Annotated in this window: 23 protein-coding genes; 12 read left to right on the forward strand and 11 right to left on the reverse strand. The window is 70.3% G+C overall.

The window, feature by feature from the left end:
- Positions 1–197 (reverse strand): hypothetical protein (locus tag HNO83_RS02795; protein ID WP_175336010.1); only part of this gene is annotated, 197 nt, incomplete at its 3' end.
- 67 nt (positions 198–264) lie between these two features.
- Here HNO83_RS02795 and HNO83_RS02800 point away from each other — a divergent pair.
- Positions 265–741, forward strand: coding sequence for a CGNR zinc finger domain-containing protein (locus HNO83_RS02800; protein WP_175336011.1), 477 nt, complete (start codon positions 265–267; stop codon positions 739–741).
- 84 nt (positions 742–825) lie between these two features.
- On the opposite strand, the gene HNO83_RS02805 is transcribed toward HNO83_RS02800, so the two are convergent.
- From HNO83_RS02805 to HNO83_RS02815, 3 genes are all read right to left on the reverse strand, one after another.
- Positions 826–1584: a lysophospholipid acyltransferase family protein gene (locus HNO83_RS02805; protein WP_175336012.1), complete on the reverse strand. Its 759-nt coding sequence runs from the start codon at positions 1582–1584 to the stop codon at positions 826–828.
- Between the two features lie 49 nt (positions 1585–1633).
- On the reverse strand, positions 1634–2488 hold the full coding sequence (locus tag HNO83_RS02810) for a LasA N-terminal domain-containing protein (protein WP_175336013.1): 855 nt from the start codon (positions 2486–2488) through the stop codon (positions 1634–1636).
- Positions 2489–2587: 99 nt separating this feature from the next.
- On the reverse strand, positions 2588–3934 hold the full coding sequence (locus HNO83_RS02815) for an aminotransferase class III-fold pyridoxal phosphate-dependent enzyme (RefSeq protein WP_175336014.1): 1347 nt from the start codon (positions 3932–3934) through the stop codon (positions 2588–2590).
- A 75-nt stretch (positions 3935–4009) separates the two neighbouring features.
- On the opposite strand from HNO83_RS02815, the gene HNO83_RS02820 reads away from it, so the two are divergent.
- From HNO83_RS02820 to ispG, 4 genes are all read left to right on the forward strand, one after another.
- Complete coding sequence (locus HNO83_RS02820) at positions 4010–4993, forward strand: FKBP-type peptidyl-prolyl cis-trans isomerase (protein WP_175336015.1); 984 nt, start codon at positions 4010–4012, stop codon at positions 4991–4993.
- 31 nt (positions 4994–5024) lie between these two features.
- Complete coding sequence (locus HNO83_RS02825; protein ID WP_175336016.1) at positions 5025–6107, forward strand: 1-deoxy-D-xylulose-5-phosphate reductoisomerase; 1083 nt, start codon at positions 5025–5027, stop codon at positions 6105–6107.
- Positions 6108–6190: 83 nt separating this feature from the next.
- Positions 6191–7522: a M50 family metallopeptidase gene (locus HNO83_RS02830; RefSeq protein WP_349627058.1), complete on the forward strand. Its 1332-nt coding sequence runs from the start codon at positions 6191–6193 to the stop codon at positions 7520–7522.
- Positions 7523–7583: 61 nt separating this feature from the next.
- A complete protein-coding gene (gene ispG, locus HNO83_RS02835; protein WP_175336337.1) occupies positions 7584–8717 on the forward strand; it encodes a flavodoxin-dependent (E)-4-hydroxy-3-methylbut-2-enyl-diphosphate synthase in 1134 nt (377 codons plus the stop codon).
- A 75-nt stretch (positions 8718–8792) separates the two neighbouring features.
- Here the strand turns inward: ispG and HNO83_RS02840 are convergent, their stop codons facing one another.
- Positions 8793–10226 (reverse strand): RNB domain-containing ribonuclease, encoded by a 1434-nt coding sequence (locus tag HNO83_RS02840; protein WP_175336017.1) that lies wholly within the window; start codon positions 10224–10226, stop codon positions 8793–8795.
- 120 nt (positions 10227–10346) lie between these two features.
- Here HNO83_RS02840 and HNO83_RS02845 point away from each other — a divergent pair, with 120 nt between their 5' ends.
- Positions 10347–12113, forward strand: a complete 1767-nt coding sequence (locus HNO83_RS02845) for a proline--tRNA ligase (protein WP_175336018.1) — start codon at positions 10347–10349, stop codon at positions 12111–12113.
- 46 nt (positions 12114–12159) lie between these two features.
- Here HNO83_RS02845 and HNO83_RS02850 read toward each other — a convergent pair whose 3' ends face one another.
- From HNO83_RS02850 to HNO83_RS02860, 3 genes are read right to left on the reverse strand one after another with little or no spacing between them, the layout of a single operon-like run.
- A complete protein-coding gene (locus HNO83_RS02850) occupies positions 12160–13254 on the reverse strand; it encodes an FUSC family protein (RefSeq protein WP_175336019.1) in 1095 nt (364 codons plus the stop codon).
- 47 nt (positions 13255–13301) lie between these two features.
- Positions 13302–14393, reverse strand: coding sequence for a winged helix DNA-binding domain-containing protein (locus tag HNO83_RS02855; RefSeq protein ID WP_175336020.1), 1092 nt, complete (start codon positions 14391–14393; stop codon positions 13302–13304).
- 47 nt (positions 14394–14440) lie between these two features.
- Entirely contained in the window at positions 14441–15541 is a 1101-nt protein-coding gene (locus tag HNO83_RS02860; protein WP_175336021.1) for an App1 family protein phosphatidate phosphatase, read from the reverse strand.
- A 201-nt stretch (positions 15542–15742) separates the two neighbouring features.
- On the opposite strand from HNO83_RS02860, the gene HNO83_RS02865 reads away from it, so the two are divergent.
- The 5 genes from HNO83_RS02865 to HNO83_RS02885 all read left to right on the forward strand — a co-directional run bounded on the left by HNO83_RS02865 (position 15743) and on the right by HNO83_RS02885 (position 19993).
- Positions 15743–16399, forward strand: a complete 657-nt coding sequence (locus tag HNO83_RS02865) for a TetR/AcrR family transcriptional regulator (RefSeq protein ID WP_175336022.1) — start codon at positions 15743–15745, stop codon at positions 16397–16399.
- Between the two features lie 292 nt (positions 16400–16691).
- Positions 16692–17591 carry an ABC transporter ATP-binding protein gene (locus HNO83_RS02870; RefSeq protein ID WP_175336023.1) on the forward strand — a complete coding sequence of 300 codons (900 nt, stop codon included), beginning with the start codon at positions 16692–16694 and terminating at the stop codon, positions 17589–17591.
- Positions 17588–18277: an ABC transporter permease gene (locus HNO83_RS02875; RefSeq protein ID WP_175336024.1), complete on the forward strand. Its 690-nt coding sequence runs from the start codon at positions 17588–17590 to the stop codon at positions 18275–18277. The genes HNO83_RS02870 and HNO83_RS02875 overlap by 4 nt, the downstream gene beginning before the upstream one ends.
- Positions 18274–19014 carry an ABC transporter permease gene (locus HNO83_RS02880; RefSeq protein ID WP_175336025.1) on the forward strand — a complete coding sequence of 247 codons (741 nt, stop codon included), beginning with the start codon at positions 18274–18276 and terminating at the stop codon, positions 19012–19014. The genes HNO83_RS02875 and HNO83_RS02880 overlap by 4 nt, the downstream gene beginning before the upstream one ends.
- Positions 19015–19066: 52 nt before the next feature.
- On the forward strand, positions 19067–19993 hold the full coding sequence (locus HNO83_RS02885) for an ABC transporter substrate-binding protein (RefSeq protein ID WP_175336026.1): 927 nt from the start codon (positions 19067–19069) through the stop codon (positions 19991–19993).
- A gap of 4 nt (positions 19994–19997) precedes the next feature.
- Here HNO83_RS02885 and HNO83_RS02890 read toward each other — a convergent pair whose 3' ends face one another.
- The 3 genes from HNO83_RS02890 to HNO83_RS02900 all read right to left on the reverse strand — a co-directional run bounded on the left by HNO83_RS02890 (position 19998) and on the right by HNO83_RS02900 (position 22140).
- A complete protein-coding gene (locus tag HNO83_RS02890; protein ID WP_175336027.1) occupies positions 19998–20675 on the reverse strand; it encodes a DedA family protein in 678 nt (225 codons plus the stop codon).
- Positions 20676–20818: 143 nt separating this feature from the next.
- Positions 20819–21775, reverse strand: coding sequence for a M56 family metallopeptidase (locus HNO83_RS02895; RefSeq protein ID WP_175336028.1), 957 nt, complete (start codon positions 21773–21775; stop codon positions 20819–20821).
- Positions 21772–22140 (reverse strand): BlaI/MecI/CopY family transcriptional regulator, encoded by a 369-nt coding sequence (locus tag HNO83_RS02900; protein ID WP_175336029.1) that lies wholly within the window; start codon positions 22138–22140, stop codon positions 21772–21774. Before HNO83_RS02900 ends, HNO83_RS02895 begins: the two co-directional genes overlap by 4 nt.
- A gap of 91 nt (positions 22141–22231) precedes the next feature.
- Between HNO83_RS02900 and HNO83_RS02905 the strand changes: the two genes are divergently transcribed.
- Entirely contained in the window at positions 22232–23644 is a 1413-nt protein-coding gene (locus tag HNO83_RS02905; protein WP_175336030.1) for a cytochrome ubiquinol oxidase subunit I, read from the forward strand.
- The last annotated feature ends 9 nt before the right edge of the window (positions 23645–23653 follow it).

Genomic DNA, 23653 nt, shown 5'->3' on the forward strand with positions numbered 1-23653 from the left:
GAGGGTGCCGCGGGGGCGGGGAGCTGGGGCGGCTCGGCCGCCGCCCAGCGCTGGATGGCGGCGCGCCAGCGGTCGTCGCGCGTGAGCGGCGCCGGCTGCTCGATGCCGGAGTCGCGCTGCGCCCGCAGCACGGCCGCCTCGTGCTCGCGCTCGGCGAGCTCGGACGTGGACAGGGACCAGAAGAACAGCGGATGCATGATAACCACCTATCTGCGTTGACAGGTTACAGGATAGTGTAACCCGCTAACGAGTTACAATGGTTATATGCGTACGAATGCGCCCGAGTTCGGCCCCGATCTGCTGGTCGACTTCCTGAACACGCTCGATGTCGAGGATGACACCGACCAGCTCGCCGACGACGCCGGCCTCGGCCGCTGGGCCGGCGACCACGGCGTCGCTCCGGGGGACCGGGCACGCACGCGCGAGCTCCGGGATGCTCTGCGCGAGATCGTCGACGGAGCGGAGGCGCCGTTGCCCGACCTTGCCCTTCCGGTCGCCTCCGCGCCCGGAACGGTCGGTCTCACCGCCCGGACCGCGGCGGAGGCGGCGCTGGCGAGCGCCGTGGTGCTGCAGATCCAGGGGAAGCTCGGTCGCGTCCGTCTGTGCGGGGGAGAGGACTGCCGCTGGGCCTTCTACGACGAGTCCCGCAACGGCTCCCGCCAGTGGTGCAGCATGGGCGTCTGCGGCAACCGTCAGAAGGCGCGTACCTATCGCGCCAAGTCGCAGGCTCCCGAGGCCTGACCTGCGCCCGCGGCGTTTCGTGGCGAATCGCCGCGATTCGTCACGAACGGCACGCGTTCGTCACGAACCGTGACGTGCGGCGCGTCAGAGACGCTCGGGCCGCAGGGCGCGCTTGACGCGCTCGACCGCGCTCGCGGGCGGCGCCTCGTTGTACACGCCCGCCAGTTCCTGCCCGGTGAGGCCGTGGATGGCCGACATGATCGCGTCCGTCGCCTGACGGCGTGCACGCCCCGACTCCGCCGATCCGTAGTGCGAGAGGTCGAGCGGCTCGCCGAACACGACGGTGATCCTGTGGGGCCTCGGGAACTTCGCGCCGACGGGCTGCATCTGATCGGTCCCGATCAGTCCGACCGGCACCACGACCGCGCCGGTCGTCAGCGCGAGCCAGCCGATCCCGGTCCGGCCCTTGTACAGGCGGCCGTCGAGCGAGCGCGTGCCCTCCGGGTACAGCGCGAACGCGGCTCCCGTGTCGATGATCCGGCGCGACTGGTCGAGTGCCTCCTGCGCCGCGGCACCCGCGCCACGCTTGACCCCGACGGCACCGATCGAGGTGAAGATGGCGCGGGAGACGCGTCCCGCGAACCCGGTCCCCTCGAAGTAGCTCGACTTCGCCAGGAACTGCACGCGCCGAGGCGCGGTCATCGGGATGACGACGGAGTCGATGAACGACAGATGGTTGCTGGCCAGGATGACCTTGCCGTGCTTCGGCACGTTCTTGCGGCCGATCACACGCGGCCGGTAGACGAGCTTCAGCAGCGGTGCCATGAGGATGCGGCCTGCGTAGTACAGCGCGCCGGGGCGCTGCAGCGCGGCGACGTCATCGTCGGGCTGGTCGATGCTCACGCTTCCGACAGTAGGCGAGATCGTATTCCGGTCGCGGCATGCGCCGTCATCACGACCGCAGCGGGCTGCCCTGATCGCAGCCGAAGCCGTCGCGGTACACGAGGCAGCCGTCGACCAGACCGGTGTAGCGGACCGACAGCGGCGACCCGAACCAGTCCGTGTAGAGCCGCGAGAAGTTCAGGTTGCCGTACGCCGAGCAGTCGCCGGCCGGCCCTTTCGGCGCCTTCAGGGTCGCGTCGTTCGGCTGGTACGGCGTGTAGTTGTAGAGGTTCGCCGTCGCCTGGTTGAGGATCGTGACCTCGCTCGATCCGCAGGTCGCATCCGGGTGGTACTGGATGCGGTTGAGCCCCACCTTGTAGCGCCAGTCGCCGGGGTGGACGGTGTACTCCCGGAACTGCCACGCGGCCCGATACACCTGGTTGAAGAACCCGAAGTAGCGCTTGTCGCACTCGGCCGTGTCGGGGCACGCGTACCCGGTCGCGCGTTCGTAGCCCTTCGCGCTCGGCGCGGTCAGCAGCGACTGCTCCTTCTGCAGCAGCACGAGCAGCACGCGCGGGCTGACCGTGCACGCCTCGGCGACCCGCGCGATGATGCTGCTCGCCGCCTCCTTCTTCCGTGCGGGCATCGCCGCGCAGCGGTCCGCCGACGCGGGCTGCGCAGGCGAGTTCATGCGGAAGTCGGCCAGGCACGGCACGCCGTCCTTCGGGTGGCAGGACCTGTCCTCCAGGAAGTGCTGGATCTGCCCGGCGGTCATCGCGTCCGGATTGAAGAAGCTGTCGTCGCTGATGATGTACCCGGGGTAGAACGGCGTCGCAGGCTCCGCCACGGCGGCCGCGGGAAGCAGGGCGAGCGCGCCCGCGGCGGCGGTGGCCGCGGCGATCAAGCGCAGGCGGGGGAGCCGCATCGGTGTGCCTTCCTCATGTGGCCGGGACGGTCGGGAGGGACGCTAGCGCGCCGATCTGGAAGACCGGCTGTGCGGTGGCCGGAATAGCCTGACAGTCCGTCAGCCCAGCCGCCCCAGCGCCTCCTCGAGCACGGTCGCCGCGTCGTCGATGAGCTCCTCGCTGATGACGACGGACGGCAGCAGGCGCAGGACGCTGTCCCAGCTGCCGGCGTCGAGCGGGATGACGCCGTTGCGCGTGGCGTGGCCGAGCACGGCCTGCAGCGCCTCCGGGTTGGGCGTCTTCGTGCCGGGCTGGACCAGCTCGATCCCGAACATCGCCCCCTTGCCGCGCACTTCGCCGACGACGGGGAAGCGCTCGGCCCAGTCGCCGATCCGCGCCCAGAGCGCCTTCTCGACGCGGCGGGCCTCCGCCAGCAGGTCCTCGTCCTCGAACGCCTGGAACACGGCGAGGGCGGCAGCGGTGGACACCGGGTTGCCGCCGAACGTGCCGCCGATGCCGCCGGGCTGCACCGCATCCATGATCTCGGCGCGACCGGTGACCGCGGCGAGCGGGAAGCCGCCCGCGATGCCCTTGGCGCTGGTGACGAGGTCGGGCACGACGCCGTGGTGCTCGATCGAGTACCACGTGCCGGTGCGGCCGATGCCGGCCTGGATCTCGTCGGCGACGAACACGATCCCGTTCTCGGCGCAGAACTCGGCGAGCCGCGCGAAGTAGCCGGGCGCCGGGATGATGATGCCGCCGTCGCCCTGGATGGGCTCCACGAACAGCGCCGCCAGCTCGGTGGCCCCGATGTGGGTGCGGATGTAGTCGATCGTGCGCTCCGCGGCCTCCTCGCCGGTCATCTCTTCGGGGTCGCGGAACGGGTAGCTGATCGGGAGGCTGTAGATCTCGCCGGGGAACGGCCCCATCCCGGCGCGCTCGGGCCAGGGGCGGTAGGTCATCGCCATGGTCAGGTTGGTGCGACCGTGGAAGGCGTGGTCGAGCGTCGCGATCGCGCGGCGACCGGTGTACTTGCGGGCGATCTTGACCGCGTTCTCGACCGCTTCGGCGCCGGAGTTGACCAGGATGCTGTGCTTCTCGAAGTCGCCGGGGGTGATCTCCGCCAGCTTCTCCGCGACGGCGACATAGTTTTCGTACGGCGTGACGGTGAACAGCGTGTGGGTGAGCTTGGCGGCCTGCTCGGCGGCGGCCGCGGCGACGGCCGGGTGTGCGTGGCCGATGGTGGTGACGCCGATCCCGCAGCCCAGGTCGATCAGGCGGTTGCCGTCGACGTCGACCAGGATGGCGCCCGACCCGGACTCCATGTAGATGTTCGCGAGCGTGCCCGCGCCGCGGCTGACCGACGCGACGCGGCGCTGCTGCAGCTCCACCGACCGCGGGCCGGGCAGCTCGGTGACGAGGTGACGGGACTGGGGCACGGAGAATTCGCGGGTCATGTCTTCCATCGTAGGCGGCGGATTCAGCCGACCCATTCCCCGCTGTCAGGTTGGGCGGAGACGGATAGGGCAGGATGGTCGACCGTGCGTACCTCTCTCAAGGCCCTGACCGCGACCGCGAGCGCGGCCCTCCTCGTCTCCGGGCTCGCCGCGTGCAGCTCCGGCGAGCCGACCGCGTCCTCGACGCCCACCGCCGCGGCCGCGACGTGCCAGAACGTGAAGTCCGGGGCGACGTCCGACTCCGTGAAGGTGGCGGGCGATTTCGGCAAGACGCCGACCGTGACCTTCGGCAGTCCGCTGAAGGCGAAGGACCTGGAACGCACCGTGGTCGTCAAAGGCAAGGGCGCGGTGGTGAAGGCCGGGTCGAATGTGGACATCGCACTCGCTGCGTACAACGGGACCACCGGCAAGGAGCTGTCGGCGCAAGGGTTCGACGGGTCCGCCACCGCCATGCTCAAGGTCGACGACAAGGCCTTCGTCCCGGGCCTCGTGCGCGCCGTGGAGTGTCTGCCCCTCGGCTCGCGGGTGGTTCTCACCGGTCCTGCGGGCAGTGCCGTCGGCGAGCAGAACCTCTCGCAGCTGAACCTGACCGACAAGGACAGCATCGTTTTCGTCGCCGACCTCGTCGATCTGCCCCAGACGCGGGCGAACGGCAAGTCCGTGACGCCGCCGGCCGGCTTCCCGAAGGTCACGCTCGACGCGAAGACCGGCGAGCCGAACATCACGATCCCGAAGGCCGACCCGCCGAAGGAGACCAAGATCGCCGTTCTGAAGCAGGGCGACGGCGAGACGGTGCAGTCCGGTGACACGGTGACCGTGCAGTACAAGGGCGTCCTCTGGCGCAACGGTCAGATGTTCGACTCCAGCTGGAGCCGGGGCACACCGGCCTCCTTCCAGACCACGGGCGTCGTGAAGGGCTTCCAGCAGGCGCTGGAGGGTCAGAAGGTCGGCTCCCAGGTCATCGCCATCGTTCCGCCGGCGGACGGCTACGGCGACAAGGGCTCCGGCGACATCAAGGCCACCGACACCATGGTGTTCGTCATCGACATCCTGAAGACGACCAGATAGTTCCTGCCCCGGCCCTGCGTACGATGGCCTCGTGCGCAGAGTCATCATCCTCGGGTCCACCGGTTCGATCGGGACGCAGGCGCTCGACGTCGTTGCGGCGAACCCCGACCGGTTCCGCGTCGTCGGGCTGAGCGCCGGGCGCAACGCGACGGAGCTGGCGGCGCAGGCGGAGCGGCTCGGCGTCGTCGACACGGCGCTCGGGGCCGACGACTCCGAACTGCTGGTGCGGTCGGTGGAGGCGGACGTCGTCCTCAACGGCATCACCGGTTCCGTGGGACTGGGCCCGACCCTCGCCGCGCTCGAGACCGGCGCCCTGCTCGCGCTCGCGAACAAGGAGTCGCTCATCGTCGGCGGCGGCCTGGTCAAGAAGGCGGCGGCGCCCGGCCAGATCGTGCCCGTCGACTCCGAGCACTCGGCGATCGCCCAGGCCCTCCGCGCGGGTGCGCCGGAGGAGGTCCGCCGACTCGTGCTCACCGCGTCGGGCGGTCCGTTCCGCGGCCGGTCGCGCGACTCGCTGCGCGACGTCACCCCGCAGCAGGCGCTCGCCCACCCCACGTGGGACATGGGCCTCGTCGTCACCACCAACTCCTCGACGCTGGTGAACAAGGGGCTCGAGGTGATCGAGGCGCACCTCCTCTTCGACGTGCCCTACGACCGGATCGACGTCACCGTGCACCCGCAGTCCGTCATCCACTCGATGGTGGAGTTCGTGGACGGCTCGACCATCGCCCAGGCGTCGCCACCGGACATGCGGCTGCCGATCTCGCTCGGCCTCGGCTGGCCCGACCGCGTCGCCGGCGTCGGCGTGCCGCTGGACTGGTCCATGGCGCACACCTGGACGTTCGAGCCGCTCGACGACGAGGCGTTCCCGGCCGTGCGCCTGGCCAAGAAGGTGGGCATGGCGTCCGGCACCTATCCGGCCGTGTTCAACGCTGCGAACGAACAGGCCGTCGCGGCCTTCCACGCCGGAGCGATCGGGTACCTCGACATCCTGGAGACGGTGGAGCGCGTCGTGGACGCGCACGTGCCGTCGGGGGAGCTGACACGCGACTCTCTCGTACACGCCGAGGAGTGGGCACGCCGCAAGGCAGACGCCCTCATCGCGGCGCGCTGATCCCGGAGCCTGACAGCGCTCGCATAGCGGCCACCCATGCGCTTCGCGGCCTGCTCCAAGGCAGCCGCCGCTAGCCTGAGACCGTGGATTCCGTGCTCCTGTTCGTCCTCGGCGTCGTCATCATCCTGATCGGCGTCGCTCTGTCGATCGCGCTGCACGAGATCGGGCACCTCGTGCCCGCAAAGCTGTTCGGGGTCAAGGTCACCCAGTACATGATCGGCTTCGGCAAGACGCTGTTCTCGTTCCGCCGCGGCGAGACCGAGTACGGGGTCAAGGCGATCCCGCTCGGCGGCTACATCTCCATGATCGGGATGTTCCCGCCCGGCAAAGAGGGCGGCCGTGGCCGCAACGCCACGACCGGTTTCATGCAGCAGATGGCGCAGGACGCCAGGACCGCCAGCGCCGAGACGGTCGCGGTGGGCGAGGAGAACCGCACCTTCTACAGGCTGCCGGTGTGGAAGCGCATCGTCATCATGTTCGGCGGCCCGTTCATGAACCTGGTCATCGGCGTCGTGCTGTTCGGCGTGCTCCTGATGGGCTTCGGGGCGCCGCAGAGCTCCACCACGATCGCGTCCGTCAGCCAGTGCGTTCTGCCGGCCGGGAGCACCAGCCAGACCTGCCCGAGCGACGCGAAGCAGGGACCGGCGGCGGCGGCCGGCCTCAAGCCCGGCGACACCATCGTCAGCATCGACGGGCAGAAGATCAGCAGCTGGGCCCAGTCCACCGCGATCATCCGCCAGTCGGCCGGCACGACGCTCACGGTCGTGCTCAGCCGCGACGGTGCGGAGCGCACCGTCCAGCTCACCCCGGTCGTCAACAAGGTGGCCAAGACGAACGCCAGCGGCACCGTCGTGAAGAACGCCGCGGGCGGGATCGAGACCCTGACGGTCGGGTTCGTCGGCATCGGTCCGCTCACGGAGCTGGTGCCGCAGCCCGTCACCGCAGTGCTCCCGGCGGTCGGCGCGCAGACGGGCGCCGTCTTCAACGTCTTCCTGCACCTGCCGCAGCGCATGGTCGATGTCTGGAACGCCGCTTTCGGCTCCGCGGAGCGCGACCCGAACGGGCCGATCAGCGTGGTCGGGATCGGCCGGGCGGCGGGGGAACTGACCGCGCTCGACGGCGTCCCGGTGGTCGACAAGGTCTACACCATGATCGGCATGCTGGCGTCGCTCAACATCGCGCTGTTCGTCTTCAACCTCATCCCGCTGCTGCCGCTCGATGGCGGCCACATCGCGGGCGCGCTGTGGGAGGGGCTGCGGCGCACGTTCGCGAAGATCTTCCGCCGCCGCGACCCGGGCCCTGTCGACATGGCGAAGCTCATGCCGCTCACCTTCGCGGTCGTGATCATCTTCGGCGGGATGAGCGTGCTGCTCATGTACGCGGACATCGTGAAGCCGGTCAACCTGTTCGGCTGACGTCCAGCCCGCTCCCACCCTGCCGCGTAGGATTGAGCCCGTGGCAGCAATCAACCTGGGGATGCCAAAGGTCCCCGAAACACTCGCACCCCGTCGCAAGTCCCGCCAGATCAAGGTGGGCAAAGTCCTCGTCGGCGGCGACGCCCCCGTCAGCGTCCAGTCGATGACCACGACGCCGACCACCAACATCAACGCCACCCTCCAGCAGATCGCCGAGCTGACGGCCTCCGGCTGCGACATCGTCCGCGTCGCCGTACCCAGCCGCGACGACGCCGAGGCGCTGCCGATCATCGCCAAGAAGAGCCAGATCCCGGTGATCGCCGACATCCACTTCCAGCCCAACTACGTCTACGCGGCGATCGACGCGGGCTGCGCGGCGGTCCGCGTGAACCCGGGCAACATCCGCAAGTTCGACGACCAGGTCGGCAAGATCGCCGCCTACGCCAAAGCGGCGGGCGTGTCCCTGCGCATCGGCGTCAACGCGGGCTCGCTCGAGCCGAGCCTGCTCCAGAAGTACGGCAAGCCGACCGCGGAGGCGCTCGTCGAGTCGGCCGTCTGGGAGGCGAGCCTGTTCGAGGAGCACGACTTCCACGACTTCAAGATCTCGGTCAAGCACAACGACCCGATCGTCATGGTCAAGGCCTACCGCCAGCTGGCGGAGCGCGGTGACTGGCCCCTCCACCTCGGCGTCACCGAGGCCGGGCCGGCGTTCCAGGGCACCATCAAGTCGGCGACCGCGTTCGGCATCCTGCTGGGCGAGGGCATCGGCGACACCATCCGCGTCTCGCTGTCCGCGCCGCCCGCGGAGGAGGTCAAGGTCGGCCTGCAGATCCTGCAGTCGCTGAACCTGCGCGAGCGCAAGCTCGAGATCGTCTCCTGCCCCAGCTGCGGCCGCGCCCAGGTCGACGTCTACTCGCTGGCTGACAGCGTCACCGAGGGACTGCAGGGCATGAGCGTGCCCCTGCGCGTCGCAGTCATGGGCTGCGTCGTCAACGGCCCGGGCGAGGCGCGCGAAGCCGACCTCGGCGTCGCGAGCGGCAACGGCAAGGGCCAGATCTTCGTCAAGGGCGAGGTCATCAAGACCGTCCCCGAGTCGGAGATCGTCGCGACCCTGATCGCCGAGGCGAACCGCATCGCCGACGAGATGGGCGACCGCCCCTCGGGCGAGCCCACGGTCAGCGTGGGCGCGCACTGAGGTCCACGCGCACTGAGGTCAATGCGCGCTGAGGCGAGCGTGAGCTGAGCCGGAGGACCGCTGCCGCGGGCGCAGTCAGCCCGCGACGGGGTGGAACGCGACGCGTCCGGTCGCGATATCCGCCGCCGTCACGGTGAGGCGGATGCGGTCCCCGGGCTGCACGCCGTCGGGGCGCGGCGCCGAGGCGCTGACCGCCGGGTCGTCCAGTTGCACGAGCACGCCGCCGTTGCGCACCGCGAGCACGGTCGCGTCGACCACCGACCCGATCCGGGAGCTCAGCAGCGCGGCCTCGACGCGGTCGAGCGCGCCTGTGACGACCTGCGACGCCAGCCGGGACGAATTCCCCATGATCGCCGGAAGCTCACCGAGCGACGCGCGTGCCCAGTCCGGGACCGGCGTCCCGGAGCACAGGGCCTCGCAGATCACCAGGCCCCAGCGATCCACGAGGCGGCGCAGGGGAGCGGTGACGTGCGCGTACGGCGCGGCGATCGCCGACTGCTGCGGGTCGGCCGGCGCCTCGCCGTCCATGGCCACGTAGCCCGCGCCGCGGAACAGCGCCGTCGCCGCCTGGAGCACCGCTGCGGCCCGCGGATGGTCGGCGTCCAGCGTCCGCAGGTACTCCCCGTACGGCACGCCCTCGAGCCACGGGAGACCGAGGGCGACGGTCTGGATGCGGAAGGCGCGGAACGCCTCCTCATCCGGCGCCGGCATGGTGCGCAGGATGCCGATGCGCGCGTCGAGCATCATCTGTGCCGCCACCATGCCGGTGAGGAGCGAGAGCTGGGCGTTCCAGGACTCCACCGGGAGGACGGTGCGACGCTCCAGCGTGTAGACGCCGTCGCGCACCACGACCTCCTCCTCCGGGGCGTTGAGGCTGGCGCCGCCGCGCTCCCGCTCGTACGCGATGCGCGCCTCGCCGACCTCGCGCAGCAGACGCAGCTCCTCGGGCGCGCTGCCGTCGTCGATCGCGGCCTGCGCCTCGGCGTAGTCCCACTGCCGGCGGGAGCGGATGCGCGCCCGCGACACGGTGGCGCCGGTCGTATGGCCGTCGGCGCCGAGGCGGATGTCCCAGACGAAGGCGGAGCGCTCGACGTCCGGGAGGAGGGAGGCGGCGTCCTCGCCGATCACGTCGGGGTGGAGGGGGACGCGGCCGTCGGGCGCGTAGACGGTCTGACCGCGGCGGCGGGCCTCCGTGTCCACGGCGCCGGTGGGCGTCACGAAGGCGGGGACGTCGGCGATCGCGTACCGCACGCGGTGACCGTCGGCCGTGCGCTCCAGGTGCAGCGCCTGGTCGAGGTCGGTCGATCCGGCCGGGTCGACGGTCAGGAACGGCACGCCGGTGAGGTCGGTCTCCGGCAGCGGGCGCCGTGCCGCGGCCGCAGCGGCTTCGGCCTCGACCTCGGGCGGGAAGGCGTCCGGGAGCCGCAGCTCGCGGCGGAGCGCGGCGAGGGAGGCGGCGAGGGGCGCCGAGGCGGGGGAGGGGGCGACGCGGGTGCGGCGGTCGGGCATGCCGCCACCCTAGCCCGGTGCTCCGACCGCCCTTTCCGTCCACAGCCGGGTCCGCCGCCGACGTATCCACCGATCCGGCCCGCGCGTGGACGCGGCTCCTCCGCCCCATAAACTGGGACGGTGCCTACACGCTTGACCAACTACTTCCTCCGCACCCTCCGTGAAGACCCCTCCGACGCCGAGGTGACCAGCCACCGGCTGCTCGTCCGCGCCGGCTACATCCGGCGCCAGGCGCCGGGCGTCTTCGCCTGGCTGCCGCTCGGGTTGCGGGTGAAGGAGAAGATCGAGCGCATCATCCGCGAGGAGATGACGGCCGCCGGTGCGCACGAGGTGCACTTCCCCGCCCTGCTGCCGCGGGAGCCCTACGAGGCCACCGGCCGGTGGGACGAGTACGGCGACGCGCTGTTCCGCCTGCAGGACCGCAAGGGCGCCGACTACCTCCTGGCGCCGACGCACGAGGAGGTCTTCACGCTCCTCGTCAAAGACCTCTACTCGTCCTATAAAGACCTGCCCCTGACGATCTTCCAGATCCAGGACAAGTACCGCGACGAGGCGCGTCCGCGCGCCGGCCTGCTGCGCGGCCGCGAGTTCACGATGAAGGACGCCTACTCGTTCGACTACACGGACGAGGGGCTCGATACGAGCTATCTGGCGCAGCGCGACGCGTACGAGCGCATCTTCACGCGGCTCGGGCTGTCGTACGTGATCGTGCAGGCCGACGCGGGCGCCATGGGCGGATCGCGCTCGGAGGAGTTCCTGCACCCGACCCCGGTCGGCGAAGACACGTTCGTGCGCTCGCCCGGCGGGTACGCAGCCAACGTCGAGGCCTTCACGACCCTCGCGCCTCCCGCGCGCTCCTACGAGAAGCTCACCCCGCAGGAGGTGCTCGACACGCCGGGAACGCCGACCATCGCCACGCTTGTCGAGCTGGCGAACGAGAAGCACCCGCGTCCCGACGGCCGCTCCTGGACGGCGGCGGACACGCTCAAGAACGTGGTGCTCGCCCTGACCAACCTCGACGGCACGCGCGAGCTCGTCGTCGTGGGCCTGCCCGGCGATCGCGAGGTCGACCTCAAGCGTGCCGAGGTCGCCTTCGCCCCTGCGGAGGTCGACGCGGCCACGGACGAGGACTTCGCGAAGCACCCCGGCCTGGTGAAGGGCTACATCGGTCCCTGGTCGGCCGAGGGCGCCGTGCTCGGCGAGAAGTCGGCGACGGGCATCCGCTACGTCGTCGACCCGCGCGTGGTCGACGGCTCCGGTTGGATCACGGGCGCGAACATCGAGGGCAAGCATGTCTTCGGCCTCGTCGCCGGCCGCGACTTCGGCTGGGACGGCGTCGTCGAGGTCGCCGAGGTGAAGCCCGGCGACCCCGCGCCCGACGGGTCCGGTCCGGTGGAGCTGGCGCGCGGCATGGAGATCGGGCACGTCTTCCAGCTCGGCCGCAAGTACGCAGACGCCCTGGGGCTCAAGGTGCTGGACGAGAACGGCAAGCTCGTCACGGTGACCATGGGGTCCTACGGCATCGGCGTGACCCGCATCCTCGCGATCCTCGCCGAGGAGAACAACGACGACCGCGGCCTGGTCTGGCCGGAGTCCGTCGCGCCGTTCGACGTGCACGTGGTGGCGACCGGACGCGACGAGGCCGCCTACGAGCTGGCCGAGGAGGTCATCGCCCAGCTGGAGGACGCCCGTCTCGACGTCCTCTACGACGACCGCCCCAAGGTGTCTCCGGGCGTCAAGTTCGGCGATGCGGAGCTCATCGGGGTCCCGCGCGTGCTCGTGGTGGGCCGCGGCGCGGCGCAGGGCGAGGTCGAGCTCTGGAACCGCCGCACCGGCGACCGGCGCACGCTGCCGGTCGCGGAGGCGGTCGCCGAGCTCACCGCATAGCGCATCGCGTCGAGTGGCGACGAGATGTCACCACTCGACGGCCGGGTCATGCTGTGGAGGCGTCGTCGCCGGCGATCTCGACGTGGATGCGACGGAGGTCCTCCACCAGGGAACCGATCAGCACCCAGTGGCGCGGGTCCGGGGTGGCGATGGTGAGCGGGGCGGTGAGCACCGGCACGCCTGCCGTCTCCGTTCCGGGCTCGACGACAGGCTCGTCGGGGTCGCGCGCCAGCAGCCGCAGGTCGTGCGCCGCCCGATGGAGCTCGTCGGCGATCGCATGGATGGTCGGCTCCGCCGCCAGGCTGTCATCGTAATGGTCGTGATACGCGCGAGTCATCCCGAGCGTGCGGTTGATCAGCGGACGCAGCCGGTCGAACAGCTGCTGGTCGTGGTCGAGGTACACCCGGTGCTTGCGCTGCCGCGGATTCAGCGACAGGCTCTCGTCCGCCGCGGTGATCGCACTCTGCGCCTTGGTCTCCATCGGCCGCAGCAGGCGCGCCTCGATGAGCAGCGCATCCAGGTCGGCCCGGGTGTGCTCGGTCGTGAGAGCCGACCCGAGACGGTCGAGGGTGGACGCGATCTCCGTCCCCAGCGCCAGCACGGCCTGCCGGGCCGGCGCGGTCAGCACCGGGGGGACGATCGCGACGTTCACGACCACCCCGATCGCAGCGCCGATCACCGTCTCCACAATGCGTGCGAGCGCGTACTGCGGGTCGGAAGCGCCGATCGCGAGCACCAGCATCGCCGTGATCGGCACCTGATTCGCGGTGCCGGGCGTCAGCTTCAGCGCCCAGGCGAGCAGCACCGACACCACGACCGCCAGCAGCACGATCCAGCTGTTCGTCCCGAACGCCAGCCCGATCAGGTACGCGACCACCACACCGACGATCACCCCGATCGAACGCTCGATGGCGCGCCCGACGGACTGGTTCACACTCGGCTGCACCACGAGCAGCGCCGCGATCGTCGCGAACACCGGCAGCTCGCCGTGCACGAACAGGCTGGCCGCCGCCCAGGCGAGGATCATCGCGACCGCCGTCTTCACGACCTGCAGGAACGGCGCGCGCGACGTCGCCCGGATGGTCGTCGGGAGGGCTATCGCCGCGGGGAGCCGGCGGGCCGTCGAGCTGTTGCGTGCCACCCCCCAACGCTACCCGGCGACGTCAGGCCGGAGGTGTGTCGCCACCATCAGCTGGCCGCGAAGTGGGCGTACTCGGCCGCCGCGCGGTCGAGCCGTGCCCGGCGCACGCCACTGAGGTCGCCGAACGGCTGTGGCACAGCACGGCCGTTCTCGCGGCGCCACGTGCCGACCACGCGGCCTCCGGCGACGATGATCGGCTGGAAGACGCCGTTGCCGCCGGGCACGATGAGCTCGACGTGGTCCTCGTCGAGGATAAGGGAGCGGTCCCGGTAGCCGAGCAGATACTCGTCGAACGCCGGCAGCAGGTGCACCGCCTCGCGTTCCGCGCGCTTGGCAGGCCTGGCCGCCGCACGATCCGCGAGCTCGGCGGTCACCAGATACTCGACGCCGTCGACATCGAGCGTGGTGAGCGCGTCGCCGAGGAGGGCACGGGCCGTCTTCGCGCCGCCGACGGTCCCCTTGATCCACCAGACGAAGTCGCGCACTGTGGCCGGTCCGTGGCCGGCGAGGTAGCGCAGGAGGTACCGGGCGATCGCCTCGTCCGGCTCCAGCGGAGGCGGAGCGGGAGCCCACTCGTCGAGCAGCACCAGCGCCTGCGACGGGTTGCCGTTGCCCGCGCGCACGACCGGACCCCAGCACAGCAGTCCCGTCTGTGCGAGGTAGTAGATCAGGTGGTAGCCGCGCTGGCCGGTCGTCGCGATGCCCGCGCGCTCCCACACCCCCATCAGGTCGGCGCGGCCGATGCTGCGGCCGCCGGAGAGCACGCCCGTCACCACCTCGGCGGCGTGAGCGAAGTCGGCCGACGTCAGCCCCAGCTGCTCCTGGCGGCGCCCCAGACCGGCCACCATCCGGTCCATGGTGACCGAGAGCATCCAGCGCAGGTCCTCCGGCGGCACGAAGTGCAGGGTGCCGCGCATGGGCCAGGAACGGATGACGCTGCCGGCATCGAGGGCGGCGAGAACGTCGGACCGACCCGACGCCTCGGAGCGCAGGGCCAGCGCCCAGCAGCCGGCGGCGAAGTCCTGCCCCTGGACGGCCAGCATGCGGCGCGTCACAGCCGCAGGGGCCGGCTCGCGCGGGCTGTCGATCGCCTGCGCGACACGGCGCATCCGGAGCAGGTCGGCGCGGCTGGCTCGCATGACGCCATCCTGGCAGGCCCCACCGACACCGCGGTGCGGCGCCGGCGCTACGGGAGCAGGCCCAGCTCCCCGAGCTGCTCGCTCAGCCCGGCGCCGTCGGGCGCATAGACCCACGGCGCTCCCGACAGCTCGCTGTGCTTCTCCGCCTTCGAGCGCCCGCCCGCGAGCACGGCCTCGCCGCTGGAGAGCTGGCGGATGGCCACGGCCGACACGTTCTCCGGGTGCGCGACGGTGAACTCGCCGTAGAGGTCCTCGTCGTGCTGCCCGTCGTCCCCGATCAGCAGCCACTTGAGGCCGGGGAACTCCTGGGAGAGCCGCTCGAGGCTGGTGCGCTTGTGCTCGCGTCCGCTGCGGAACCAGCGGTCGTGCGTGGGCCCCCAGTCCGTCAGAAGCAGCGGGCCGGCGGGGAACAGGTTGCGCGAGAGGAACCGGCTGAGCGTCGGTGCGACGTTCCAGGCTCCGGTCGACAGGTAGATCACCGGGGTGCCCGGATGCGCGGAGGCCAGCCGCTCGAGCAGCACGGCCATGCCCGGCGTCGGAACGCGGGCATGCTCGTCGAGAACGAACGTGTTCCAGGCTGCGAGCAGGGGACGCGGCAGGGCCGTCACCATGACGGTGTCGTCCACATCGGAGATCACTCCGAAGGTCGCTTTCGGGTCGACCACGAAGACGGGCGCCTCGAAGACGCGGGTCGACTCGGCGGTCGACAGCCGCGCGGTGTGCCACCCCGGCGTGAGCTGGACCGGGATGACCGTGTCGATGACACCGCCGCGGTCGGTCACCACCTCGTGCCGCTCGCCCTCCACCTCCACGGTCACCGTCGTCTGGGCCAGCGGGACGCTGACGAACGAGCGCCAGCCGCGGATCGACTCCTCGCGCTTGCGGTGCAGCCGCTCCGCCCGCGAACCGGGCCGCGGGTCCTTCGCCAGCACGACGCGCCCGAGGATGCGCACCCAGCTGGGCGACCCGTAGCCGGTGTAGGGCACGACCGTCGCCAGGAAGCCACGTTTCCGAGCCCGCCTCGCACGGAATTCGTGGAAGGCGTCCTCGATGCGCGCGGCCCGATGCATGATCGGCTCGACCGCTGCGCCGCGGCGGGAGGGGGAGTCGCCGGAGACGGGCTCGTGGCGCGATTCGGGGGAGGGCATCTGATGTATTTTCTCATGGAGTGGAGGCGGGCACGAATGCATCCCCCAGATCTGGGGGACTTTTCTGCGGCGCGTCGAAGGCTAATGCCCAGCGGAAGTGAGGTTTCCCCGAATATGATTCACGGGAAGCGCGACGCTCACGACGTCGCCGGGCTGGGGACCCGCACCACCACTTGTACGACTAGAGAAGGAGTCGCCCTCGTGCCCATCAATGATCTGGTCGCCGGGCAGAGCACCGTCGGAGCTCCGCTCGTCCGCACGGAACCCATCCAGGAGCGCAGCGCCGCCCGGATCGACGCCCTGCTCGACGCGGCCGCGGCCGTCGTCGACGAGATCGGGTTCGACCGCCTCACGACCGCGATGGTCGCCGAGCGCGCCGGAGCGTCCATCGGAACGGTCTACCGCTACTTCCCCGACCGCATCGTCCTGCTCCAGGCCCTGCGCGACCGCGCACTGCTGCGCTACCGCCGCTCGGTCGTCGCGGCGATCGACGCCGAGTCGCCTGCGCACTGGTGGAACGCCGTCGAGTGCGCCATCGACGCCTTCGTCGGCATGTTCCGCACCGAGCCGGGCTTCCGTATCATCCGCTTCTCCGACGTCGAGCGCGCCGGGGTGCCGGAGGACGAGGTGGTCCGCCCGGTCGGCTTCGCGCAGCAGTTCGCCGAGATCCTGTCCGACGAGTACGGCCTTCCCTCGGGCGAGGAGCTGTCCTTCCGCCTCGAGGTCGTCGTCGAGATCATGGACTCCCTGATCAATCGAGCCTTCGTGGAGGACCCGGAGGGCGACGAGCGTTTCATCTCCGAGGCCCGCACCGTGGCCCGCGAGTACTTGGAGCGGCGCTTCGGCGACAACGCCTGACCGGTGTGCCCGCGTCCTCTCGTGGGACGCGGGAATGTCGGTGGTCGGTGGCAGGTTGGCATCCACACGGGCGAGCGCTCCGAACAGAGGGCGTAGGCGGGCCTCAAGGCCCTCCGCACCGAACGCCACGACACCGAAGGGGGGCCGGCATGCGACCGACCCTGAGTGCCACAATTCGACGCATTCCGTTGCGTAATCGGCTCGACCCTGTTTGGCTGAAGACGATGGCCGACTCAGTCCCCGCACACCCGAGCGACTCCGAGCGCGCAGCACTCCCCAGTGGAGGGCTGTCGTGATCGAGTTCCGCGACGTGACGAAGCGCTTCCCCGACGGGACGCTGGCGGTCGACGACTTCTCGCTGGTGATCCCTTCGCGCAAGATCACCGTGCTGGTGGGCTCCTCCGGCAGCGGCAAGACGACCATCCTCCGGATGATCAACCGCATGGTCGACCCGACCTCCGGCGCGATCGAGATCGACGGAGAGGATGTGCTCTCCCTCGAGCCCGTCGCGCTCCGTCGCTCGATCGGGTACGTGATGCAGAACTCCGGCCTCCTCCCGCACCGAAAGGTCGTCGACAACATCGCGACGGTGCCGCTGCTCAAGGGCGTCAAGAAGAAGGAGGCGCGGCAGCGGGCGCTCGAACTGATGGACACGGTCGGCCTCGAGCGGTCGCTGGCCGACCGCTATCCGAGCCAGCTGTCCGGCGGCCAGCAGCAGCGCGTCGGCGTCGCACGCGGCCTCGCGGTCGACCCCAACATCCTGCTGATGGACGAGCCGTTCGGCGCGGTCGACCCCATCGTGCGCGACGACCTGCAGAACGAGCTGCTCCGGCTGCAGCGCGATCTCGGCAAGACCGTCGTCTTCGTGACGCACGACATCGACGAGGCGTTCAAGCTCGGCGACCAGGTCGTGATCTTCCGCAAGGGCGGGATCGTCGCGCAGAAGGGCACTCCGTCCGAAATCCTCGCCGACCCGGCCGACGACTTCGTCGCGTCGTTCATCGGCGCGGAGCGCGGCCGGCGCGTCCTCCACGTGGAGCAGACGCCGACGGGCTCCGTGCTCGTCGACGACGACGGGCGCCCCGCGGGCGTCCTGTCCGGCGCGCCGACCGGCGGCGCCGTCCCCTTCGAGGCAAAGGCCGCGACCGTTCCGGTCGCGGGTGCTCCGGCGCAGGGTGAGGACGCGTCGTGAGCTTCTTGTGGTCGAATCTCGGCCAGGTCTGGAATCTCACGGTCTCCCACGTGTGGCTGGCGGCGCTGCCGATCGTCATCGGGTTCGTGGTCGCGGTGCCCATCGGGTGGGTGGCGAACCGCTACCGCTGGAGCCGCGGCGTGCTGCTCACGGTGTGCGGCATCCTCTACGCCATCCCGTCGCTGCCGTTCTTCTTCGCGATGCCCGCACTGATCGGCACGCAGATCCTGTCGCCGGTGAACGTGGTGGTCGCGCTGAGCGTGTACGCGCTTGCGCTGATGGTGCGCACCGCGGCGGACGCCCTCGCTGCGGTCCCCGGAGAGGTGAAGCAGTCGGCGACCGCTGTGGGCTTCTCCGGTTGGCGGCGGTTCTGGTCCGTGGAGCTCCCGCTCGCCGGACCCGTGCTGCTCGCCGGAGTGCGGGTCGTCTCGGTGAGCACGGTGAGTCTGGTGAGCGTCGGGGCACTGCTCGGCGTCCCCAACCTCGGCGTCCTGTTCACGGACAGCATCAACCGGAACTACCCTGAGGAGGCCCTGACGGGCATCGTCCTCATCATGATCCTGGCCCTCGTCTTCGACCTGATCCTGGTCGGCCTGGGCAGGCTGTTCATGCCGTGGACGCGGGCCGACCGGCGCGCCCGTAAGCGGGAGCGCGGCGCTGCCATGAAGGCGGTGACCGGAGCATGACCGACATCGTCGCCGCCTTCGGGTGGATCTTCGACCCGGCCAACTGGGTCGGCGCCGGCGGCATCCCGGCGCGGACGCTCGAGCACATCCTGTACTCGCTGATGACGCTCCTGCTCGCGGCCGCCATCGCGCTCCCGATCGGGTTCGCGATCGGACACACCGGCAGGCTGCGCGGCCTCGCGGTCGGCGTCTCAGGCGCGCTCCGGGCGCTCCCCACCCTGGGACTCGTGATCTACCTCGCATTGATCACCGCGAACGTCTCGATCGTGCCGCCCTTGATCGCCCTAACCATCCTGGCGATCCCGCCCCTGCTCGCGGGCGCGTACTCGGGCCTCGAATCGGTCGACCGGGCGCCCATCGACGCGGCCAGGGCGATCGGCATGACCGGCTGGCAGGTCTTCGCCAAGGTGGAGCTGCCGCTGGCCCTCCCGCTCGTCATCGGCGGCATCCGCTCGGGGGCGCTGCAGGTCATCGCGACGTGGACGGTCGCGGCCATCCTGCCCGTCGGCGGGCTCGGCCGGTTCCTCTTCGACGGCATTGCCGTGCAGAACTACCCCGAGATGCTTGGCGGCTCCATCATCGTCATCGCGCTCGCGCTCGTCTCCGACGGCCTCTTCGCGATCGTCCAGCGGCTCGTCGTCCCGCGCGGCGTCCTCGCCGGCCGCGTCCGCGACACCGCGGAGGGCGGGCGCGGGCGGACCCGGACCGCCACGCCCGAGGGCGCCACGTCCTCCTGACCTTCCTGCCCGCACACAGAGAACACCGAAACACACCGAGAGAAGAGAGATCATGTTCGCATCGAAGAAGAGCCGCCTGGCAGCAGGCGTGCTCGCTGCCGGGGCGCTGCTCGCCCTGAGCGCCTGCTCGTCCGGCGGCGGAGCGTTCAACACCGGTTCCAGCTCCTCGTCCGGCGACACCGTGACGGTCGGTTCGGCCGCCTTCGGCGAGTCCGAGATCCTGATGCAGATCTACGGCCAGGCCCTCGCGGCCAACGGCATCAAGGTCTCCTACAAGCCGAGCATCGGCCAGCGCGACGTCTACCTGAAGGCGCTGCAGGACGGCTCGATCGACCTCATCCCGGAGTACAGCGGCAACCTGCTCCAGTTCTACGACAAGAACAGCACCGCGACCTCCAGCGACGACGTCTACAGCGCGCTCGGCAAGGCGCTGCCGAAGGGCTACGAGGTGCTCGACCAGTCGGAGGCGCAGGACGCCGACTCGTACAACGTCACCAAGGAGTTCTCCGACAAGTACGGCGTGACGAGCCTCGACGACCTGAAGAAGGTCACCGTGCCGCTCACGGTCGGCGCCAACCCGGAGTTCGAGACCCGACCCTACGGCATCCCGGGCCTCAAGTCGGCCTACGGCGTCACCGCGACGCTCAAGCCGATCAGTGACTCGGGCGGTCCGCTGACCGTCGCGGCGCTGAAGAACGGCGACGTGCAGCTGGCCGACATCTACACGACGACCCCGGCCATCAAGGACAACGGCTTCGTGACCCTCAAGGACCCGAAGAGCCTGATCGCGGCGCAGAACATCGTTCCGCTGATCAACTCGAAGAAGGCGTCGGACAAGGTGAAGGAGGTCCTGAACAAGGTCTCCAAGGAGCTCACCACATCGGACCTCATCGACATGAACGCCGAGAACCAGGGCTCGAGCAAGACCCAGCCCGACGCGGTCGCCAAGAAGTGGCTTCAGGACCACCCGATCAAGTAGCCGGTCACTCGGCTTCGTGAAGCGGCGGCTCGGACTCCCGGGCCGCCGCTTCCATGTGCCGGGCCTCCCGCTTGCCGAGCACCTTCTTGACCACGAACACGGCGAGCACGAACAGGGCGATCACCGCGACGAACACGTAGCCGGCCCAGTGCAGCTCGCGAGAGAGCTCGCGGTACCCGCCCGCGGCGGCCGAGCCGACACTGACATAGGCGAGCGTCCAGAGCACGCAGGCGGGCGCCGTCCAGGCCATGAAGGTGCGGTACCGCATCGGGCTCATGCCGACGGTGAGCGGGATGAGGGAGTGCAGCACCGGCAGGAAGCGCGACAGGAAGACCGCGATGCCGCCGCGCCGCGCCAGATAGGCCTCCGCGCGGTCGAAGTTGCGCGTGCCGATGCGGGCGCCGAGCCGGCTGGCGCGGATGCGCGGGCCGAACCAGCGGCCGAGCGCGAACCCGATCGACTCGCCGCACAGCGCCCCCACGATCACGGCGACGACGAGCGCGAGGTACTCGACCGGTCCCTCCACCGCGGTGCTGGCGACGAGGACGATCGTGTCGCCCGGCACGATGAGGCCGACCAGGATCGAGGTCTCCAGCATGATGCCAACCCCTGCGAGCAGCGTCCGGAGCGCCGGATCGACGCTCTGCACCAGGTCGAGCACCCAGGTCAGTGCGTCGTTCATGTCGTCGGCTCCCGTCGCGGCATACCCGAACCCTAGCGTCGTCCCCTGAGCCCTCGCCCCAAGCCATCAGCTCCTGAGTTTCTCGAGCGAGCACCGCGTGTCGGGGCGAAGAACTCAGGAGGCGATGGCGTGGGAGTGGCCTGTCAGGAGAGGAGGACGACGACGGGCGGCACGACGACGAGGAGGACGGTCGCGACGACGACAGAGGCGCGGAGCAGCGGCCCGACCGTGCGGCGGCCGTCGGTCAGCCGATCCTCGCGCGCGGCCAGCGCCGCGCGCCGCTGCTCGGGGGTGCGCCGGTCCTTCGGCGCGCCGAGCACGGCGCCCGCCTGGCCGGTCTCGTCGACCAGCCGGATCGCTTCCGCGAGCACCGCATCCCCCGAGGTGCGCCGCGCGGTGTCGTCGGCGAGCATCTCCAGCAGCAGCGCCACGGCGTCCTGCGCCCGGGTCGCGATCGGGAACCACGGCAGCGAGCGCTTCCAGGAGCGGAACGCGTCGAGCAGCAGGTGGTGCTTCTGCCGCAGGTGGGCGCGCTCGTGGGCGACGACGGCGTCGAGCTCGGCGGGGGAGAGCAGCTCGATCATCCCCTCCGACAGCACGGTGACGCTGCGGGCCCCGGGCAGGCAGTAGGCGGCCGGCGCGGGATGGTCGATCACCCGCGTGCTCGGGGTGTCGGGCAGCGGCGACGACAGCAGCCGTAGCAGCTCCATGTGCCGGTGCCGCTGGTTGCGGCTGCGCACGGAGGTGAGCGCAAGGTTGAGCAGCAGGTGCGCCGTGAGCAGGACCGCGGCGCTCAGAAGGAAGGCGTTCAGCAGCGTGACGTCCGGCGGCAGGGGTCCGTGGAAGACCGAGGACGCGGCCCCCGCGATCCGGCTCCACAGGTCGTCGCCGAACGGCTGCAGCCCCGCGACGAGCAGCGACCCGATCATCGAGATGCCTCCCGCGAGCGCGATCGACTGCCACAGGGCGACGGCGAGCACGGGGGCAGCGGACGGCCACTTCGCCCGGGCGAGCAGGAGCGGCACCGGCCAGGCGAGGGCCACCGCGAGGGCGCCCAGGAAGACCGCGGCCCAGAGCCCCGTCACGGGGGAGGCGCTCACACGCTGCGGGCGTCGAGGAGGCGCCGGAGCACCTCGGCCTCCGACTCGTCGACAGACCCGACGAAGTAGGCGAGTGCCTGGGTGCGGTCGGACGACGACTCGAGCACTTCGCGCATCAGGTCGGCGACGTGGCCGGCCCGGGTGAGCGCGGCGGTGTAGAGGTGGGGCCGGGCGTCGCGGTCGCGGGCGACGAATCCCTTCGACTCCAGGCGGGAGAGGACGGTGAGGATGGTGGTGAGCGCCGGTGCCTTGCCGCCCTGGCGCGCCGCCGCTAGCTTGTCGCGTAGCTCCCCGGCGGTGACGGGGGCTTCGCCGTCCCACAGGGCGTCCATGACGGCCCGTTCGAGTTCTCCGAGATTGGCCACATCCCCAGGGTAGCGCGATCCGCCTGAGAATGTTCTACACTTTGTAGAAGTTGGACTTCTACAGAACGTAGAAGTAACGGAGGGATGGCATGTGAACGAGCTGCTGGATCCGCTCCTGCTGGCACGCTGGCAGTTCGGACTCACGACGATCTACCACTTCTTGTTCGTACCGCTCACCATCGGCCTGGTCACCTGCACCGCGATCTTCCAGACCGCCTGGTACCGCACCGGTAAGCCGCACTACCTGCAGCTGACGCACTTCTTCGGGAAGATCTTCCTCATCAACTTCGCGATGGGCGTCGTCACCGGCATCGTGCAGGAGTTCCAGTTCGGCATGAACTGGTCCGACTACTCGCGCTTCGTGGGCGACATCTTCGGCGCCCCGCTGGCACTTGAGGGCCTGCTCGCCTTCTTCTTGGAGGCCACCTTCATCGGCCTCTGGATCTTCGGCTGGGACAAGCTCCCCAAGGGCCTGCACCTCGCGACCATCTGGATCACGTCCATCGGCACCATCCTGTCGGCCTACTTCATCCTCGCCGCCAACGCGTTCATGCAGAACCCGGTCGGCTACCACATCAACGCTGCGAAGGGCCGCGCCGAGCTGACCGACCTCTGGGCCGTGCTCACCAACAAGGTCGCCCTCGCAGCCTTCCCGCACACGATCTTCGGCTGCTTCATGGTCTCGGCGGGGCTCATCATCGCCGTCGCCGCCTGGCACCTGTCACGCAACCGGAACCTGGAGACCATGCGGCCGGCGCTCAAGTTCGGCCTGTGGCTGATGGTCGGTGCCGGGGTCGGGACGGTGCTCAGCGGCGACCAGCTGGGACTCGCCATGGTCTCGACCCAGCCGATGAAGATGGCCGCGGCCGAAGCCCTGTACAAGACCTCGACCGGAGCGGATGCGTCGTTCTCGATCTTCACCCTCGGAACGCCGGACGGCGTCCACGAGCTGTTCTCAATCCGCATCCCGTACCTGCTGTCGTTCCTCTCCACGCACACCCTGAACGGCACGGTCGAGGGCATCAACGACCTGCAGGCGCAGTACACGCAGCTGTACGGCCCCGGCGACTACACGCCGATCATCTGGGTCACCTACTGGGCGTTCCGCTGGATGATCGGGCTCGGCATGCTGCACGTCCTGATCGCGGTCGTCGGCCTGTGGCTGACCCGCAAGGGCCGCAGCCCGGCCCGGCCCTGGATGTGGAAGATCGCCATCTGGGCCATGCCGCTCTCGCTGCTGGCCATGATCGTCGGCTGGATCTTCACCGAGATGGGCCGGCAGCCGTGGATCGTGTTCAGCCTCATGAAGACGGCCGACGGCGTCTCGCCCGGCACGACCGGCCTCGAGGTGCTGATCTCGCTGATCGCCTTCACCGCCATCTACGGCACCCTCGCCGTCGTCGAGTTCAAGCTGATCAAACGCGCCGCCCAGAAGGGCCCGGAGCCGGTCGAGAAGCACCTCGACGAGGCCGGCGAGCCCGTCCCGGTCACGACGGTCTACTAGAAGGAGCAC

It is taken from the genome of Leifsonia sp. C5G2 (genome assembly GCF_013359685.1).
Taxonomy (GTDB): domain Bacteria; phylum Actinomycetota; class Actinomycetes; order Actinomycetales; family Microbacteriaceae; genus Leifsonia.

Excerpts from the sequence above, each read along its gene's own strand:
- HNO83_RS02840 (WP_175336017.1), bottom strand. The coding sequence starts at position 10,226 with ATGCCCGACCGCCGCACCCGCGTCGCCCCCTCCCCCGCCTCGGCGCCC.
- HNO83_RS02880 (WP_175336025.1), top strand. The coding sequence starts at position 18,274 with ATGACCGACATCGTCGCCGCCTTCGGGTGGATCTTCGACCCGGCCAAC.
- HNO83_RS02860 (WP_175336021.1), bottom strand. The coding sequence starts at position 15,541 with ATGCCCTCCCCCGAATCGCGCCACGAGCCCGTCTCCGGCGACTCCCCC.
- HNO83_RS02885 (WP_175336026.1), top strand. The coding sequence starts at position 19,067 with ATGTTCGCATCGAAGAAGAGCCGCCTGGCAGCAGGCGTGCTCGCTGCC.
- HNO83_RS02800 (WP_175336011.1), top strand. The coding sequence starts at position 265 with ATGCGTACGAATGCGCCCGAGTTCGGCCCCGATCTGCTGGTCGACTTC.
- HNO83_RS02810 (WP_175336013.1), bottom strand. The coding sequence starts at position 2,488 with ATGCGGCTCCCCCGCCTGCGCTTGATCGCCGCGGCCACCGCCGCCGCG.
- HNO83_RS02890 (WP_175336027.1), bottom strand. The coding sequence starts at position 20,675 with ATGAACGACGCACTGACCTGGGTGCTCGACCTGGTGCAGAGCGTCGAT.
- HNO83_RS02815 (WP_175336014.1), bottom strand. The coding sequence starts at position 3,934 with ATGGAAGACATGACCCGCGAATTCTCCGTGCCCCAGTCCCGTCACCTC.
- ispG (WP_175336337.1), top strand. The coding sequence starts at position 7,584 with ATGCCAAAGGTCCCCGAAACACTCGCACCCCGTCGCAAGTCCCGCCAG.
- HNO83_RS02855 (WP_175336020.1), bottom strand. The coding sequence starts at position 14,393 with ATGCGAGCCAGCCGCGCCGACCTGCTCCGGATGCGCCGTGTCGCGCAG.